16 protein-coding genes are annotated in these 17,098 nt (G+C 38.1%); 7 read left to right on the top strand and 9 right to left on the bottom strand.

The window, feature by feature from the left end:
* Nucleotides 1-17: 17 nt before the first annotated feature.
* From HCG49_RS04035 to HCG49_RS04020, 4 genes are read right to left on the bottom strand one after another with little or no spacing between them, the layout of a single operon-like run.
* Nucleotides 18-2,324, bottom strand: a complete 2,307-nt coding sequence (locus HCG49_RS04035; RefSeq protein ID WP_240938628.1) for a GH92 family glycosyl hydrolase — start codon at nucleotides 2,322-2,324, stop codon at nucleotides 18-20.
* Nucleotides 2,325-2,334: 10 nt separating this feature from the next.
* Nucleotides 2,335-3,402 (bottom strand): carbohydrate-binding family 9-like protein, encoded by a 1,068-nt coding sequence (locus HCG49_RS04030; RefSeq protein WP_168468267.1) that lies wholly within the window; start codon nucleotides 3,400-3,402, stop codon nucleotides 2,335-2,337.
* Nucleotides 3,403-3,459: 57 nt separating this feature from the next.
* Nucleotides 3,460-4,425, bottom strand: coding sequence for a glycoside hydrolase family 130 protein (locus tag HCG49_RS04025; protein ID WP_168468266.1), 966 nt, complete (start codon nucleotides 4,423-4,425; stop codon nucleotides 3,460-3,462).
* A 49-nt stretch (nucleotides 4,426-4,474) separates the two neighbouring features.
* Nucleotides 4,475-6,352: a sodium:solute symporter family protein gene (locus HCG49_RS04020; protein ID WP_168468265.1), complete on the bottom strand. Its 1,878-nt coding sequence runs from the start codon at nucleotides 6,350-6,352 to the stop codon at nucleotides 4,475-4,477.
* A 317-nt stretch (nucleotides 6,353-6,669) separates the two neighbouring features.
* Between HCG49_RS04020 and HCG49_RS04015 the strand changes: the two genes are divergently transcribed.
* The 6 genes from HCG49_RS04015 (at nucleotide 6,670) to HCG49_RS03990 (ending at nucleotide 11,888) form a co-directional block, all read left to right on the top strand.
* A complete protein-coding gene (locus tag HCG49_RS04015; protein WP_317167447.1) occupies nucleotides 6,670-7,746 on the top strand; it encodes a sensor histidine kinase in 1,077 nt (358 codons plus the stop codon).
* A complete protein-coding gene (locus tag HCG49_RS04010; RefSeq protein WP_168468263.1) occupies nucleotides 7,746-8,462 on the top strand; it encodes a LytR/AlgR family response regulator transcription factor in 717 nt (238 codons plus the stop codon). Before HCG49_RS04015 ends, HCG49_RS04010 begins: the two co-directional genes overlap by 1 nt.
* Before the next feature lie 130 nt (nucleotides 8,463-8,592).
* Nucleotides 8,593-9,627, top strand: a complete 1,035-nt coding sequence (locus tag HCG49_RS04005) for a 6-bladed beta-propeller (protein ID WP_168468262.1) — start codon at nucleotides 8,593-8,595, stop codon at nucleotides 9,625-9,627.
* Nucleotides 9,628-9,630: 3 nt separating this feature from the next.
* A complete protein-coding gene (locus HCG49_RS04000) occupies nucleotides 9,631-10,434 on the top strand; it encodes a chitobiase/beta-hexosaminidase C-terminal domain-containing protein (RefSeq protein WP_168468261.1) in 804 nt (267 codons plus the stop codon).
* Nucleotides 10,435-10,914: 480 nt separating this feature from the next.
* Nucleotides 10,915-11,472, top strand: a complete 558-nt coding sequence (locus tag HCG49_RS03995; RefSeq protein ID WP_168468260.1) for a YeeE/YedE family protein — start codon at nucleotides 10,915-10,917, stop codon at nucleotides 11,470-11,472.
* 2 nt (nucleotides 11,473-11,474) lie between these two features.
* Nucleotides 11,475-11,888 carry a DUF6691 family protein gene (locus tag HCG49_RS03990; RefSeq protein WP_168468259.1) on the top strand — a complete coding sequence of 138 codons (414 nt, stop codon included), beginning with the start codon at nucleotides 11,475-11,477 and terminating at the stop codon, nucleotides 11,886-11,888.
* A gap of 425 nt (nucleotides 11,889-12,313) precedes the next feature.
* On the opposite strand, the gene HCG49_RS03985 is transcribed toward HCG49_RS03990, so the two are convergent.
* From HCG49_RS03985 to HCG49_RS03965, 5 genes are all read right to left on the bottom strand, one after another.
* Complete coding sequence (locus HCG49_RS03985; RefSeq protein ID WP_168468258.1) at nucleotides 12,314-12,589, bottom strand: ATP-dependent Clp protease adaptor ClpS; 276 nt, start codon at nucleotides 12,587-12,589, stop codon at nucleotides 12,314-12,316.
* A 20-nt stretch (nucleotides 12,590-12,609) separates the two neighbouring features.
* On the bottom strand, nucleotides 12,610-13,446 hold the full coding sequence (gene prmA, locus HCG49_RS03980; protein WP_168468257.1) for a 50S ribosomal protein L11 methyltransferase: 837 nt from the start codon (nucleotides 13,444-13,446) through the stop codon (nucleotides 12,610-12,612).
* Between the two features lie 85 nt (nucleotides 13,447-13,531).
* On the bottom strand, nucleotides 13,532-14,281 hold the full coding sequence (gene tpiA, locus HCG49_RS03975; protein ID WP_072765759.1) for a triose-phosphate isomerase: 750 nt from the start codon (nucleotides 14,279-14,281) through the stop codon (nucleotides 13,532-13,534).
* A gap of 131 nt (nucleotides 14,282-14,412) precedes the next feature.
* Nucleotides 14,413-15,507 carry a BT_3928 family protein gene (locus HCG49_RS03970; protein WP_168468256.1) on the bottom strand — a complete coding sequence of 365 codons (1,095 nt, stop codon included), beginning with the start codon at nucleotides 15,505-15,507 and terminating at the stop codon, nucleotides 14,413-14,415.
* 96 nt (nucleotides 15,508-15,603) lie between these two features.
* Entirely contained in the window at nucleotides 15,604-16,146 is a 543-nt protein-coding gene (locus HCG49_RS03965) for a DUF1599 domain-containing protein (RefSeq protein WP_168468255.1), read from the bottom strand.
* A gap of 111 nt (nucleotides 16,147-16,257) precedes the next feature.
* Here HCG49_RS03965 and folP point away from each other — a divergent pair, with 111 nt between their 5' ends.
* On the top strand, nucleotides 16,258-17,091 hold the full coding sequence (folP, locus tag HCG49_RS03960) for a dihydropteroate synthase (RefSeq protein ID WP_168468254.1): 834 nt from the start codon (nucleotides 16,258-16,260) through the stop codon (nucleotides 17,089-17,091).
* The last annotated feature ends 7 nt before the right edge of the window (nucleotides 17,092-17,098 follow it).

Here is a 17,098-nt window from a genome sequence, read left to right as displayed (position 1 = left end):
TAACTATCTGATCAAAACTACAATGCCATTTCTTTGGACAAGGAATAAGGCGCTGCCTCTTCTCCTATTGCCCATTCTTTATTTGGAGTATCCCCCATATTAAAATTAAGCGAGCCTCCCTTTTGAACAGTTTCTGTAGTAATCCATGTATTGTTTAATGCCTCGCCGTTTAAACTGGCATTTTGGATATACATATTACTTTGAGAATTACCATTTGCCGAAACCGTAAACTTCTTTCCGTTTTGCAAATGCAAAGTTACCTCGTCAAACAAGGGGCTACCGATGACGTATTGATTGGTGGCCGGTGCTACTGGGTAAAAGCCAAGGGCGCTAAACACATACCATGCCGAGGTTTGCCCGTTATCCTCATCACCGCAATACCCATCTGGGTTAGGGGTATACAGTTTTGTCAGTACTTCTCTTATTCTCTCCTGCGTTTTCCATGGTTTCTTAGCATAGTTATATAGATATATCATATGCTGGATGGGCTGATTTCCATGCGCATAGTTCCCCATATTCATAATTTGCATTTCACGTATTTCATGAATGGTAAATCCGTAATAAGAAGCATCGAATTCTGGAGGCATACTAAATACCCCATCTAGCATCCCAACAAAGGCATCGTCTCCCCCCATAAGATCTATTAGTCCGTTTACATCATGAAATACAGACCAAGTATAATGAAGGCTGTTTCCTTCTGTAAAGGCATCTCCCCATTTTACGGGATTAAAAGGCGATTGAAAACTTCCATCCTTATTTTTTCCTCGCATTAATTTAGTGCTAGGATCAAATAGGTTTTTATAATTCATGGATTTCTTGTAATAGGTATCGGCAATATCGTTTTTACCCAAGGATTTTGCCATTTGAGCAATCGTAAAATCAGCATAGGCATATTCCAAGGTACGAGCGGCATTTTCGTGAATCCCTACATCATAAGGTACATACCCCAATTCGTTATAGTAATCCAATCCTGCACGCCCTACGCTATTTACCGGTCTTCCATCAGCCACGGTAGCATTTTTTAGTACCGCATTCAATAACAGTTCTGCATCTGGACCATCAACACCGTTCAAATGTGCATCTGCAATAATAGGAGCAGAATTAGAACCTATCATACAATCTCTATGACCAGGACTGGCCCACTCTGGCAACCATCCAGATTCTTTGTAAGTATTGGCAAGGCCTTCCATAATCTGTGTATTCAACTCGGGATACATCATATTAAAAAATGGAAATACCGCTCTAAAAGTATCCCAAAAACCATTATCGGTAAACATATAGCCTTTTTCGACCTTCCCGTTGTAGGGGCTATAGTGTACTATTTCATTATCCGCATTATACTCATAGAATTTCCTTGGAAACAACAACACTCTGTATAAACAAGAATAAAAAGTCTTTAACTGGTCGGTATTATCACTACTTACCTGAATACGCTGTAATTCTTTCTCCCAAGCTACTGTTGCAGCATTTTTGGTTTCTTCAAATGTTTTATCCCCTATTTCCCTATCTAAGTTTAATTGAGCCTGGGCAGGACTAATAAAAGAAGAAGCTACTTTAACATGTACCGCTTTTCCTTTGGAAGTCTTAAAACCAACAATAGCCCCAACATGCTCGCCTTCGTTTTCTTTGGTGTTTTCCAATAAGGTCCAATTATCGCCCCAAGTATGGGTCAACTCAAAATCGGTATCGAACTCGGCTACAAAATAGTTATGGAAATTATCGGGAACCCCGCCACTATTATTTCGGCAATACCCAATAATTTTCCGTTCTTCCGGAATAATTTTTACCATAGATCCTTGAAAAAAGGCATCTAATAAAATATAGGCCTGGTCTGTCTCCGGAAAGGTAAATTTAAAATGAGCTGCTCTTTCCGTTGGTGTTACCTCGGCAACCACATCATAATCGGCTAAATATACACTATAGTGATCGGGTCTAACAGTTTCGGCCTTGTGTGAAAACCAAGAGCCCCGTTCTTCTTCCTTATATTTTAATTCACCTGTTACCGGCATTAAGGAAAAAGCTGCATAATCGTTAATCCATGGACTAGGTTGATGGGTTTGCTTGATACCCCTTATTTTGGTGTCCCTGTATTTATAGGTCCAACCATCGCCCATTTTAGAGGTCATAGGTGTCCAAAAATTCATCCCCCAGGGGGTAGCAATGGCCGGATAGGTATTTCCGTTAGAAAGACTGAAATCTGAATCCGATCCCATCAAAGGGTTTACGTATTGTATAAGACTCCTTTCTGACGGTTTGATGTCGGCAGACGCTTCTTTTCCATTCTCACAAGAGATACCTATAATTGCTCCGAATGCGATGAGCATTCCTATTACCTTATTTTTTCTCAATACTTTCAAATTTACCATCCTCCTTAATAACTAATACATTTTCTGTAAAAGGGCTTTTAACCCATATATTCCACCCAAAACTGTGTTTTTCCAATGTTGGTTTTATAGTACTTCCTAAAATTTGTTTTGGTTTTGACACAGATTTCTCTGCCCCTTTCTTTCCGTGTAAAAGCCCTCGGTACAGTTCGTACATATACCATTTGATATGATCGTCTTTTGGAATTGTAAAATCGGCCTTACCTCCTGGGTTTTCGGAAGAAAAATACACATATCCCCAATGTTCTGGTTCGTGCATATTAATAACCCCTTGTGGAGACCATACCCAGTTGTACTCTGGCAAAAATTTGCCACTCTCATCTTTCTTTCTAGAATACCTTCCATCGGTAAGATCAAAATCCCAGTTTACCCGTGAAAAATTAAGGCGCCAAAAATCATTTTCTGGTACTTTGCTACTATTACTTGCTTCGGTAATCACGGCCCATGGTATGGCTATTTCTACCACCCATTCCTCGTCCAAATCTGACGAATCGTTTAAGGTTCCTTGAATACTTACAGCAGATTTCACCCCTTGAATATCCCAACTATCTATAACCTTGCCGTTGTTGCGGTATGGCTTGGTCAAAAACAAATCCCACAACGTATTATGGGCGTTCATTTCGTACTCGTAGTAATTATGGGTATCCCCGTCCGGATCTATAAAAATCTCAAAATCATTGTTATAAAAGATAACCGTATCGCGCTGTTTTAGCGTTGCCCAAACGTGTGGCTCTTCCATTTTGGCCATAAAATACAAGTACTCGTTATCCCACAACATTTTCATTCGTGTTTTATAGGTAGGCTCCTTTTTCCCTTCTATATCAATATAATCTTGTGACCATTCCGAATTTTTCCATGCTGCTTCGTCGGCCTTACCGTCTATAACCAATGGCTCAGTTGCTTTAAAGGCAACATAGCTTCTAGGTACTACTTGTGAGGTAGCTACGACGCAGCCAACATACATTAAAAGAACAATTAGAAGTGATAACTTCTTGTATTTCAAAGGGGGTAATTTCATGAGATTATATTTTTACTACTTAAATGATGAGTTATTTAAGGGGTGAAACAATACTTTTTATAAACTATTTTCCTTAATGAATTTTAATATTTCCGAGATACGACCAAATGCTACGCCAGTAACCGTATCTGCTGCGCCGTAATAAATGGCTACTTTATCTTCTTCTATAGAATGTAAGGCTGCACACGGGAAAACAACATTAGGAACGTCGCCCATACACTCGTAAGGCGTTTGAGGTGATAATAAATAAGGTTTACTTCTGTACAATACCTTGTCTGGACGGTCTTTATCTAAGATGGCCGCTCCCATAGAATATCTAAACCCGTTACAGGTATTGATAACACCATGATAGAATGTCAACCAACCTTCCTCGGTAAGAATTGGTATTGGTCCAGCCCCGATTTTTGTACATTGCCATGCACTTTCAGTAAACGGAGTCACTTTCATTACGCAACGGTGCTCTCCCCAATATTTCATATCTGGGCTATAGCTAATATAGATATCGCCAAAAGGAGTATGTCCGTTATCACTAGGGCGACTTAACATGGCGTATTTGCCATCAATCTTTTCCGGAAACAATACACCGTTCCTATTAAAAGGCAAGAAGGCGTTTTCACATTGAAAAAATTCTTTGAAATCAAAGGTATACCCTATTCCAATAGTAGGACCATTATACCCATTACACCAAGTTATCCAGTACCTATCTTCTATAAAGACAACCCTAGGGTCGTACTTATAATCAGATTCGATCATATCTGTATTACCTGCCTGAAAAGAAATAGGATCATGGTTGATTTCCCAATTGATTCCATCCTTACTAAAACCAGCAAATATATTCATCTGCACGGCCTTGTTGTCACATCTAAAAACACCGGCATACCCACCGTCAAATTCAACAACAGCACTATTAAAAATACTATTGGAAGATGGTATCGCATCTCTCTTTACTACCGGATTTGCATCATATCGCCAAATAACATCTGTGCTATCTGCCGGTCTCTCTTGCCATGGAATATTGCTCACTTTATACGATTTATTTAATTATTAACTATTTTAAAATATTTATATCAATCTAATTTGGAATTTTCCTCACCCTATCCAACCATGTAAATTTAAGGATGGCACATGTTACCAAAAAGACTACTAAACTAACGATAGCCTTTGGATAATCCCTTACCATGAAATATATAGGCATCACAATCATACTAGACTGCCAAATAATGCCCACCGCACAATTCATCATATCTAACCAAAACTCCTTGTTTTTTTCAAAGGTAGGATCTTCTTTCTTTATATCAAGGTATATTGGTTGCCACCAACCCCAAGGCTTCACATTTTTATAAAAGGAAACCAAAACCTCCCTGTCTGTTGGCGCACTTAAATAGGTACCCAAAATAGATCCTAAAAAGGATACCCCGAAAATTATAGGAAACAAATAAATGGCATGCATATGTGACAATTCATACAGAATACTCCCCTCGGAAAAATTACCTTTATTCTGATCCAAAATAAATTGCAAGGAAGCTATCACCAATCCCGCCAACATACCCCAAAAATATCCCCAACCATTAAAACGCCACCAGATCCACTTCAAAAAGTTAGCAGCCACGTATCCACCAAAAAGGGCACTGGTAATCCATAGTGTCAGGGAATTGATAGAATCGGCAAAGAATCCCATAAACACCCCTAGGGCCACGACCAAAAACGAGGCTATATGGCTCACTTTTATATAGTGTGTATCGGAGGCCGTTGGTTTATAATACTTCTTATAAATATCATTGACCAAATAAGCTGGACCTGCATTTACAAAAGCCGAGAAAGTAGACATAAAAGCCGCCAATAGCCCTGCCAATAACAATCCTTTTATCCCTACTGGAACATGAAAATTAATCACTTTAGGCAATAACACCTCCAATTCCGCACCCGAAAGTGATGGATTGGCAAGCATTTCCGGGGTTAGTACAACCAATGCGATCACCACGATCCCAGAAATAAGCAAGTACCTTGGAATAAATAACACCAAGTTTGTAAATCCGCTCATATAAGCGGCATCCTTAACAGATTTGGTAGACAAGATACGTTGTAAATCATAGCTAGGCGTAGGACCGGCTATACTGGCGAAAAAACCTTTAAAAAGCGTCATCCCAATAAGGGCCCCGAACATTTTATACCCCTCCGAATCGATTAAATTGTTAAAAGCCTGATATTCTTCATCCCAATGAGTTCCTAATTCCCAACCAAAAAATACATTACGCCACTCTTGGCCGATCACGGCATTTATTTCAACATCGGTAAATGCAAAAAAGGCATATCCCGCAACAAGTACCCCTGCAATTACCATTATAAGATACTGTAAAACTTCGGTTGCCACTACAGAGAACATCCCCCCTTTAATAGTATATATAGTGGTTAGGAAAATGATGATCATCGCATATGATTGTTCGGAAGTAAGCAATACCGTTTGTCCCATATGCAATGCCACGTCCCATGGTAAAATAATGGTCATAAATTTACCAACTCCCTCAAAAAAATAGGCTATAAACCCAACAGCGGCAACAATTGCAAAGACTGCCACAATACTATGTGATGCCCTACCGGCCCTATCATCACCAAAACGTGTCAATATCCATTCGGAACCAGTCATTATGTTAGACCTCCTGATCCAAACAGCCAAAAACATCATCACAAAAATCTGGTTCCATATGGGCCACAGCCACATGAACATAAAACTTTTTACACCGTATAAAAATAGTATCCCGACCATCCATGCCGTACCAGAGACATCGAACATTCCGGAACCGTTACTTAATCCTAAGTAATACCATTTAATATCATTTCCACCTAAAAAATAAGACTTCAATCCCTTAGAGGCCTTTTTCGAAACCCAAATCCCGACAAAAAGGGTCAATACCACATAGATTACAATTATGGCCAAATCAATTACATCCATTTCTTCTTCTTCTTTTTTAAATCAAACAACATTGTATTAATACACCTACAAGACACTAGTGTTAATTGTGTCAAAAACAACATTTAACAGCTTAATTTTTATAATTATCTCCTGCAGTCCTATTATTTTTTATAATTTCCCCGATTATTTGGCGGTTCATCGCCTTAAAACCTATTTAGATTTTCATAAAATGGGGCAACCCAATCTAAATATTTGGTATTTTTTTTTAAATCGCATAATTAAATTAGACCAACAACCATACAGTAAAGCTAAACGCCAACATTATAGACAATAGACTTCCCTAGCCCCCGATGCAAATGCCCGATCAGATAAATAATGTTTTCTCCCATCGTAAACTCGGAGACTATAATATTAACTATAAGCACCATATTGTTTTTTGGCTAGCTTATATGTCCTTCAATATTCTTCGTTGGGGAAGCCTGCATCATGATTTTCTATACTCTCTAAAAACAAATTTATTAGGGTTTCCCATCCATATGGCATTGGCCTATTTCAACATCTATTTTTTGATGCCTAAATTTGTGTATAAGCGAAAATATTTCACTTATACTATTTTAATATTGTCTTCCCTATTCATAATGCTTTTGGTTAAATTTAACCTCACCTATTATTTTATAGACACCAATGTAATGCCCGAAGCGGGCGAGGTACAAAACCTAACCCTAGATTATGCCATAGCCACCATGCTTGGAGAACTTTATGTGGTTTCCTTTGTTACCGCTATCAAAATCACCATTGATTGGCTTCAGGAAAAAAGTAAACTGCACGAATTGGAAAAAAGGCAGTTAACCACCGAACTAAAATTCCTTCGATCACAGGTGTCTCCCCATTTTTTCTTTAACACCTTAAACAATATATATTCCTTAACTTTAGAAAAATCGGATAAGGCTCCTCAAATTGTTCTTAAATTATCGGAATTAATGCGTTATTTAATTTACAATTCTGATGCACCACATCAGGATTTGACAAAGGAAATTGAATTTATAAGGAGCTATATAGAATTGGAACGGATCAGGTTTGATGAATCACTAAAAATTGATCTCCAATTTTCAGGAGATATGAAGGGCAAGACCATCCCTCCCATGTTACTTATACCGCTCGTTGAGAATTGCTTTAAACATGGAGCCAATAAAACTATAGGTCCTAAGGAAATAATTATCAAGATCAATGTAATTGACGATAACCTAAACGTTCAGGTTGTCAATAATATTCCCAAACAAACAGCACAATCTGCTTCTATGGAAACCCAAGGCGGGATTGGACTACTAAACGTAAAAAAACGCTTAGAATTGGGATACAAGAAGAATGATTACAATTTGTCTATCTATAAAAAAGAAAACATGTTCAATGTAAACCTTAAATTAAAAGTGTAATGAAGTTAAAGGTCATAATTGTAGATGATGAACCACTTGCTATCAATGTATTAAAAAATTATGTTGAACAAATTAAGGAATTAGAATTAGTCCAGACATTTTCGAACGCAATTGAAGCGTCTTCCTTTCTTAAAGAAAACGAAATAGACATCATCTTTTTGGACATTAATATGCCTATGTTCAACGGTTTAGATTTCTTAAGCGAACTCAGTGGAAACTCCATGGTTGTAATGACTACTGCCCATGAAGAATACGCCCTTAAAAGTTTTGAGTTGGAAGCCATTGATTACCTGGTGAAACCTATAGGTTTCCCTAGATTCTTAAAGGCAGTGAATCGTATTTCCAAACTTCGAAAAACATCTTTCTCTACGGAACCCGTTGAAAAAAATGACCCTCAAAGCATATTCGTAAAAGTAGATAAGAAAAAATTACAAAAGATTTTTTTAGACGACATTATCGTGGTTGAAAGTCTCAAAGATTACATAAGGATCAAAACAACCGCTAATAAATTTATCATTCATAAAACCCTAAGCAGTTTTACCGAAGAACTTCCCGCAGATAAATTTATACGCATTCATAGATCTTTTACCATTGCCATTGATAAAATTGACGCCATAGAAGGTAATAGTATTGAAGTTAAAGGCACGAGATATACCATAGGACGCAGTTACTTAAATGAAGTGAAAAGTAAAATTTTAAACGACAACAGCATATAACAACCCCCTGTCCCAATATCTATTTAATGGATCGGCCATAGAATTTTATCATAGAGCCAAAGAACAATCACTCATTGTAGGGCTAAATTTATATTGAGTTAATTTAGCGACCTATTTAAAAGCGAAAGCTATGAAACGCAGAAATTTTATTCAAAATACAAGTATAGCCACCATGGGCCTTATTACTGGGACTCCCGTTTTAAATGCCATGACTTCTTACAAGGATGCTATTATAGGCCATGGCACCCATAAGTATAAAATAGATCTCAACTGGGGCGCTTTAAATGCTAATTATTACCCGGTCAATGATTGCCATGAGATGGTACAGGACTCCAAGGGTAGAATACTCTTACTTACTAATAACACCAAGAATAATGTTATCATTTACGATAAGAAAGGAAACTTGATAGAAACCTGGGGAACCGATTACCCCGGTGCTCATGGCCTTACCCTGAAAAACGAAAATGGTACAGACATGCTATATATTGCCGACAATGTCAGGAACGAAGTCATTAAAACGACGATTGACGGCAAGGTCGCACAGATATTCTCCTATCCAAAGGAATCGGGAAAATACCCTTCCAAAAACCAATATATCCCCACAGAAACCGCCGTTGCCGACAATGGCGATGTCTATATAGCCGATGGCTACGGAGAACAATATATCATGCACTACAATGCCCAAGGAAAGCTACTTAACACCTTCGGAGGCAAGGGAGATGCAGACCACCAATTTTATAATGCCCATGGTATTTGTATTGACAACCGAGATGCGGCCAACCCCACCCTTTTAATAACCGCACGCCAACAAAATAAGCTAAAACGCTTTACTATGGATGGAAAATACATCAATAGTATAGACCTTCCTGGAGCCTTTATATGCAGACCCGTTATCGCAGGCAACCATATTTACTTAGCTACTATTTGGTCTGGAGATGGGGATGAAGGATCTGGGTTTGTTTCTATACTGGACGAAAACAACACCTTAATTTCCGCCCCTGGTGGATCGGCACCTAGTTATGAAAATGGAAAACTAAATAAAATGCATCAGGCCATAAAAATTTTTCACCATCCACATGATGTCTGTGTAGATGATGATGAAAACTTATATGTAGCCCAATGGAATTCGGGTAAAACCTACCCCATAAAACTCTCTCGTGTTTAAAATATGAAATTAATAGTTGCTTATTTATTCGTTTGTTTGCTCTTCGCCTGCCAAGATTCTCCAAAGACAAATAATTTTGCGAGTACCGAAACCTTTCAATTAGCCTCGCCCATTCTTGAAGTGGACTCTGCATTGTTTAAAAATTCTGCCACCGTAGCACTTCTTTTTAACGTTCCTAATACTGTCTTGCGCTATACCACAGATGGAAAGGAGGTATCCATGGATTCCGAAGTTTATAAAAAGCCAATAACCGTGAAAAAGTCCGCCCTCATAAAAGCAAAGGCCTTTCATATAGATTATTGGCCTAGTGATGAATCGGTTATCCAAATAGCCAAAATAAAAAACAATATTTCCCATGCCGCCATTAAGGTATCACCCTCACCTCATCCCAATTATAGCGGCATGGGACCCGAAAGCTTAATAGACATGCAAAAAGGAAGCATACAGTTTAGGAAAGGCGATAAATGGCTGGGGTTTCAATCCGATATCATTACCATCGACTTAAAATTGGACAAGGAAATACCTGCTTCCAAAGTATACATAAGCACACTGATAGATCAGATGTCATGGATATTTTCTCCTGATTACATCAGCATTTATGCCAACAATAAACAGATAGGAAGTAAATATCTGAAAGATTCAGAAACTCAAATAGGGCAAAAACTTCAATATATAGAGGTTCCCGTAACGGAAAGCAACTATAACCAGCTTAGGATATTAGTGCATAGCTTGGAAAAAATCCCTTCTTGGCATCAAGCCACCGGTATGCAGCCATGGATATTTATAGATGAAATTTTAATAGAATAAAATATTTTGCCCTTATTGTCATTGGTTAGCATTTGTACCCCAAAACCTTTCCGTACCCAACAATTTAAGTAAGCAAGCACCATATTCTCCGTATCGGCAAAAGTATATCATCCCCAGAGATTTAGACCCTTAACCTTAGTGCTTTAAAGTTTGGGTATCCGAGAATGAACGGCATTTTAAACGGCTACACACCACTAAACTCAACCCAAAAAACCACGTTGTGATACCAAGATTAAGTGTTTAGACCTAAGCATCCCCACTACCATAGCCAATTACGGCAAGGTAAATACCATAAACCAACGAAAGACCCCATCTTGGCATCTGAATCCTAGAGGGGCATGCCGTCTGTTTCTCGATGATATAGTTCTTAAACAAAGGTCTTTTTAATTTACTGCCACCCCCACCCCCTATTGGTAGTTTGTAACAATTATTACACACCACCTACAAGGAACCCCCTATATTTGCCTAAAAATATTTTATATGGAATCGATTTTGCAACCTTGGCCTTGGTATGTAGCTGGCCCCCTAATTGCAACGGTAATGTTGTTACTGATGTATTTTGGCAAGACCTTTGGAATGTCTTCGAACTTACGAACCCTTTGTACTATCGGTGGTGCCGGTAAATTTTCTGATTTTTTCAATTTCGATTGGAAAGCACAACGGTGGAATCTTGTAGTAGTATTAGGAGCCGTCATTGGTGGATTTATAGCCACCCAGTTTCTTTCGGACGGTTCTACAATGGCTTTGAGTACCGATACCATTGCAGATTTAAGCGCCTTAGGCTTTAACGATGCGGGCGAAACCCTATTGCCACCAGAGATTTATAGTTGGGAGAATGTCCTAACCCTTAAAGGAATGTCCATATTAATTATTGGTGGGTTCCTTGTAGGTTTTGGTACCCGTTACGCAGGCGGTTGTTCTTCTGGTCATGCCATTACAGGCCTAAGCAACCTTCAATTACCTTCCTTAATCGCCGTTATCGGATTTTTTATTGGAGGTCTTATCATGACACATTTTATTTTACCCTTAATATTCTAAAAATGAAATTTTTAAAATTCTTATTCGTCGGTATATTCTTCGGAATTATTTTAGTAAAATCTGAAGCCGTTTCTTGGTACCGTATTTTCGAAATGTTCAAGTTTCAGTCTTTCCATATGTATGGCATTATAGGTACAGCCGTTTTTCTTGGGGTCCTTTTTGTAGCTGCCCTTAAGCGCTTTAAAGTAAAAAGCATAGAAGGCGAAGAACTTAAATTTATACCCAAAGATAAAAGCGTTAGCAGATATATTTTGGGAGGTACCATCTTTGGATTAGGATGGGCTTTGGCCGGTGCTTGTCCTGGCCCCATGTATGTTTTAGTGGGAACGGGGGTATTCTCCATGTTCATTGTGATCGCCGCTGCACTTTTAGGAACTTTTGTCTATGGCCTTTTACGGAGTAAACTACCACATTAAGCCATGCCAATCACTATTAACCCTTTAGTTGTTTTAGGAAAAAAAGTTCAGGAAACAGCCTCGAAGTAGCTTATAGTCCTGTCAAAAATAACAGGGCGGCTTAAAAAGTGGCCGATTTTAATAAATACACCCAAACAGTCCTTCATTTTTATAGATAGAAGCATATTATTTTGGGCGTTCCCTCCTGCGTCGGGCGGGCACTTGGCTATATCCCTTGCTACGCTGCGGGGATGCCGCCGCGGTCCCTAACGCATAAAAGACTCGCCATGATGTGCTTTTCCGGATTGGAGAGAAATGAAATCCCTGTTGTAAACAACAATAAAAAAGGCGGCAACATTCTTGTTACCGCCTTTTTTACTTTAAACATCTGACCCTTCATCGAATAACGGTCAAACACCATCTAAACGATAGCGCCCTGCTATTGATTAAATTATCTCTGCGCTTAATCCCGCTTGTAAAAGCATACTACAACGCGATTTTAGGTCATTGTACTCACCAGTTTTAACGGTACACTTTCCATTGTAATGTACAATTAAAGAACACTGTTCTGCCTGTTCCGGAGTATGGTCACAGGCCATGATCAAAGTTTCAATAACAAAATCAAAGGTATTGACTTCATCATTAAACAATACAAGTTCGTTTTGTGCTGTAATCTTCTCCTCTAAAAGAATTTCTTCGAGGATTTTTTCCTTAGTACTCATGAATGTTATTTTATTCCTCTCTAAAATACGTATTTTACTGCAACCCAGTTGTTTTTTTCAAAATTATTTTCGAATCTCAACCCTACCGATTCACATTTTTCGCTAATCATAGCAATATCTTCCTTATAAAAACCGCTCAACAATAATACTCCATTAGGCGCAAGACATTTTACATAGGTTGGGATATCTTCCAAAAGAATATTTCTATTAATATTAGCAATGATGACATCGTATTTTTGATCGACCAGTAAACTGGCATCGCCTTCATAGACTTTAATATGTTCGCAGTTATTGCGCTCAATATTTTCCATAGCATTCAGATAACACCAGTTGTCAATGTCAATGGCATCTATTTCCGAAGCACCTTTCATAGCGGCTAGAATAGCCAACACCCCAGTACCACTTCCCATATCTAAAACGGATTTCCCTTTAAAATCGAGCTCTAGAATATGTTGCATCATCATATGGGTAGTTTCATGATGTCCGGTACCAAAACTCATTTTTGGTTCTATAACGATATCAAATTCTACCACTGGCTTATCGTGAAAAGGGGCACGCACCACACATTTATCACCTACCTGAATAGCATTAAAGTTTTTTTCCCAGGTAGCATTCCAGTTTTCTTGTTCAATTTCTACGAACTCATATTCAATTGCAAACAAAGAGTTCTCTAAAATTGGTAATCCTTCCAAAATATTCGGATTCCAATCTTCTTTTTTAATATAGGCCTGTACCCCATCCTCGGTTTCTACAAAACTTTCGAATTGAACTTCTCCTAATTCAGCGATCAATATATCTGATGCAGGTTGAACAGGACTAACCTTAAAATTATATTCTATGTAAATGCTATTTGCCATCTTCTGTCTTTATTGAACATCTAAGGGGCATTAAAAAAATGCCCCTTAGAATTCCCCTTGGGGATATTATTTTTCCGGATATAGATTAAATTGCTTTCACAATAGCCAAAAAGTCTTCGGCTACTAAAGAAGCACCTCCAATTAGTCCACCGTCAACATCTGGTTTAGAGAATATCTCCACTGCATTAGATGGTTTTACACTCCCTCCGTACAGTATAGAAACATTATCTGCTATGGTAGCGTCATATGCTTCAGTGATTGTTTTACGAATAAAAGCGTGCATTTCCTGAGCTTGTTCTGGAGAAGCAGTTTCTCCGGTCCCTATGGCCCATACAGGCTCATAAGCCAATACAATATTGCTCCAGTCTGCTGCTTTAAGAGTAAATAAGGCATTCTTTAATTGTGCTGCAACTACCGCAAAATGATTTCCAGATTTACGATCTTCCAATTCCTCGCCAAAACAAAACATAACTCTTAAATTCTTTGCCAAGGCCGCGCTTACCTTTTTAGCCAAGATTTCATCCGTTTCACCAAAATAGGCTCTTCTTTCAGAATGACCAATGATCACCGTTTTAATACCAACTCCTATTAACATATCGGCAGAAACCTCACCGGTAAAAGCACCATTTTCAGCAAAATGCATGTTCTGTGCAATTACTTCTATGGAAGAGGACTCTAAAGTACGAACCGCTCCAGCTAAATTTACGAAGGAAGGGGCTACCATAACCTCGGCCGAAGTATTTGGCAATTTCGAGGAAAGCTCAGTTACCAAGGCTTCTGTTTCAGCCAAATTTTTATTCAGTTTCCAATTCCCTGCAACTATTTTACTTCTCATTCCTTATCTTTTTTTGTTCTATTTATTAAATTCTATCTATTGTAATATCTTGTCTGCAAACCTTTTTCTATTCCTTTATCCGTAAATCCATAGCAATAATGGAAAGAAACAAGAATTCGTTTGCAAAGTTCTTAAAATTTTATATCTCCTAGGTCATTATAATGTACTTTTTGCACTATAGTACCTTTCTCTAACATTAATACCCCTGGATTTGATCGTACAATGGTTTTTAAAGTAGTTTCGTCGGTAAAATAAAAGTCGAATCCAAAACGAAATTCCTTCTTTTTTCTGGCGGTATATTCCGAATCTGAGGCCGACATTCCTATTACCTTATAACCATTCTTCATGGCCTTATCTGTTATTTCCTTGATCTCTTTAAAAGCCCCATAATTACTTTTTCTTAAATCATAGGCAATCACCATCATCAATTTAGGCTCTTCCAATAAAACACTGGCAAAATCTTCCCCATCCTGTTCTATAGTAAAATCGTGAATAGGAGGCTCATACCCTTTCACTACTTCCGTAGTTTCTACCCCTAACAATTCACCATCCACAGTTGGATAGTCTCCTTGGGTAACGATTACCTTCTCCTCCCCGTTAACCTCAAAGGTCCACGCATAGTCAAAAACGGCTTTCGGAGCATCTTCAGGAACACTCATTCCTTCGGTGATATTAGCCCCTACTTTATAAGGTCTAAAATCTATGGCTGGCAAATGGTGAAGCACGTAATAGGCAAAAATAACAGAGACCATTAAACTTATTCCAACCACTAACCTTTTGGCCCTATCCCCAAAAAGCGGATTTAGGTGCTTCATCCCTACAAACAAAACAATTATTAGCGCTAATAAAATTATATCCTTCGTAAAGGATTCCCAAGGGGTAAGTTTTATAGCGTCACCAAAACAACCACAATCCGTCACTTTATTAAAGTAAGCCGAATAAAAGGTTAGAAAGGTAAAAAACACAATCATCACAAGTAAACTCCATACCGTTAGTTTCACTTTAAACCCTAACAATAGCATAATCCCCAATAAGACCTCAAAAACAACCAAAATTAAGGCCAGTTCTAAGGCATAGGGTTCTAAAAAAGCGATATCCAATACCCCTGGACTAAAATATTCCTCTAATTTAAAGGAAAAACCCACCGGGTCATTCAGTTTTATAAATCCGCTAATAATAAATAATACCCCAACAATGAGTCTGCTAAACCCTACTAAGTATTTCATTAAAACTATTTTATTTTATGGTTAGTTACTATATTTCGAAAGTCAAGCCCCCCTTGGAGCTTGCATAATTTTTTAAACCTTTTCTAATCTGGCTACTTACTCACCGGCATTCAGATGAATCATGGCAAAAACAGCATAATTGATCATATCCTGATAATTGGCATCTATTCCTTCGCTGACCAAGGTTTTCCCTTTATTATCTTCTATTTGTTTTACCCTCAATAATTTCTGCAAAATCAGATCTGTCAAAGAACTCACGCGCATATCTCGCCATGCTTCGCCGTAATCGTGATTTTTATTTTCCATTAGGTTTTTTGTGATCCCTATATGCTTGTCGAATAAGCTTACTGCCTCTGCAGCCGAAAGATCGGGTTGGGTAACGACACCTTTTTCCAATTGTACCAATGCCATTACGGAATAATTTATAATTCCAATAAATTCGGATTCGGCATCTTCAGCTACTTTTTGCGCTACATTTTCTTGTAAACTTCTAATTCGCTGAGCCTTGATATAAATTTGATCGGTAAGTGAGGGAAGTCTTAAAATTCGCCATGCACTCCCATAATCTTGCATTTTTTTAAGGAATAAATCCCGACAAATTTTAATGATAGCATCGTACTGCTCGGATGTATTGTGCATGTAATCTTTCTATATTTGTGTAATTTTCAATTAAAATCTAAAACTAATCAAAATTCGAGGTTTAAACTTAATTTAGCAAAGTTTTATACCCATTTATCTTCTAAAATTAACATGACCATAAATTGCAAAGGAAATTTAATCGATTTAAGTACTCCCAAAGTCATGGGGATCTTAAATGTCACCCCCGATTCATTTTTTGATGGAGGAAAATACAAGGATGAATCGGCCATTTTAGAACAGGTTTCAACCATGCTACAAGAAGGCGCTACCTTTATAGATGTAGGCGCCTACAGTACCAGGCCCGGTGCCGAATATGTCAGTGAAGAAGAAGAATTGACCCGTATCGTTCCCATTGTTCAGCTATTGGTGAAAAATTTCCCCGACATTTTAATTTCTATAGATACCTTTAGGAGTAAGGTCGCTAATAGTTGCTTGTTTCACGGTGCGGCAATGATCAATGATATAGCGGCAGGGAATTTAGATGCCAGAATGTTCACTACCGTAGCAAAATACCGCGCTCCTTACATTATGATGCATATGAAAGGAACTCCCCAGACCATGCAAAAACTCACCGATTATGAGCACCTACTTAAGGACATCCTTTATTATTTTTCAGAAAAAGTAAGCCTTGCCAGAGCTGCTGGTGTACACGACATTATTATAGATCCAGGATTCGGGTTTTCAAAATCCCTGGAACAGAACTATGAGATTTTTAAAAAGTTTCAACTTTTGCACCATTTAAAGCTGCCTATATTGACCGGGGTAAGCAGAAAATCCATGATATATAAATTACTCAACACCCAGCCTTCAGAAGCATTAAACGGCACTACCGCCTTAAATATGATTGCCCTACAACAAGGAACACATATTTTAAGGGTACATGATGTAAAACAAGCCATGGAATGCGTTAAGATTTTTGAAGCCATAGGGAAAGGGACCGATTAAATTTAAG

This window comes from Arenibacter sp. 6A1 (assembly GCF_012272855.1).
In the GTDB taxonomy this organism is placed as follows: Bacteria; Bacteroidota; Bacteroidia; order Flavobacteriales; family Flavobacteriaceae; genus Arenibacter.
Note: the sequence above shows the minus strand (reverse complement) of the source record. Positions and strands in the feature narration are given on the sequence as shown.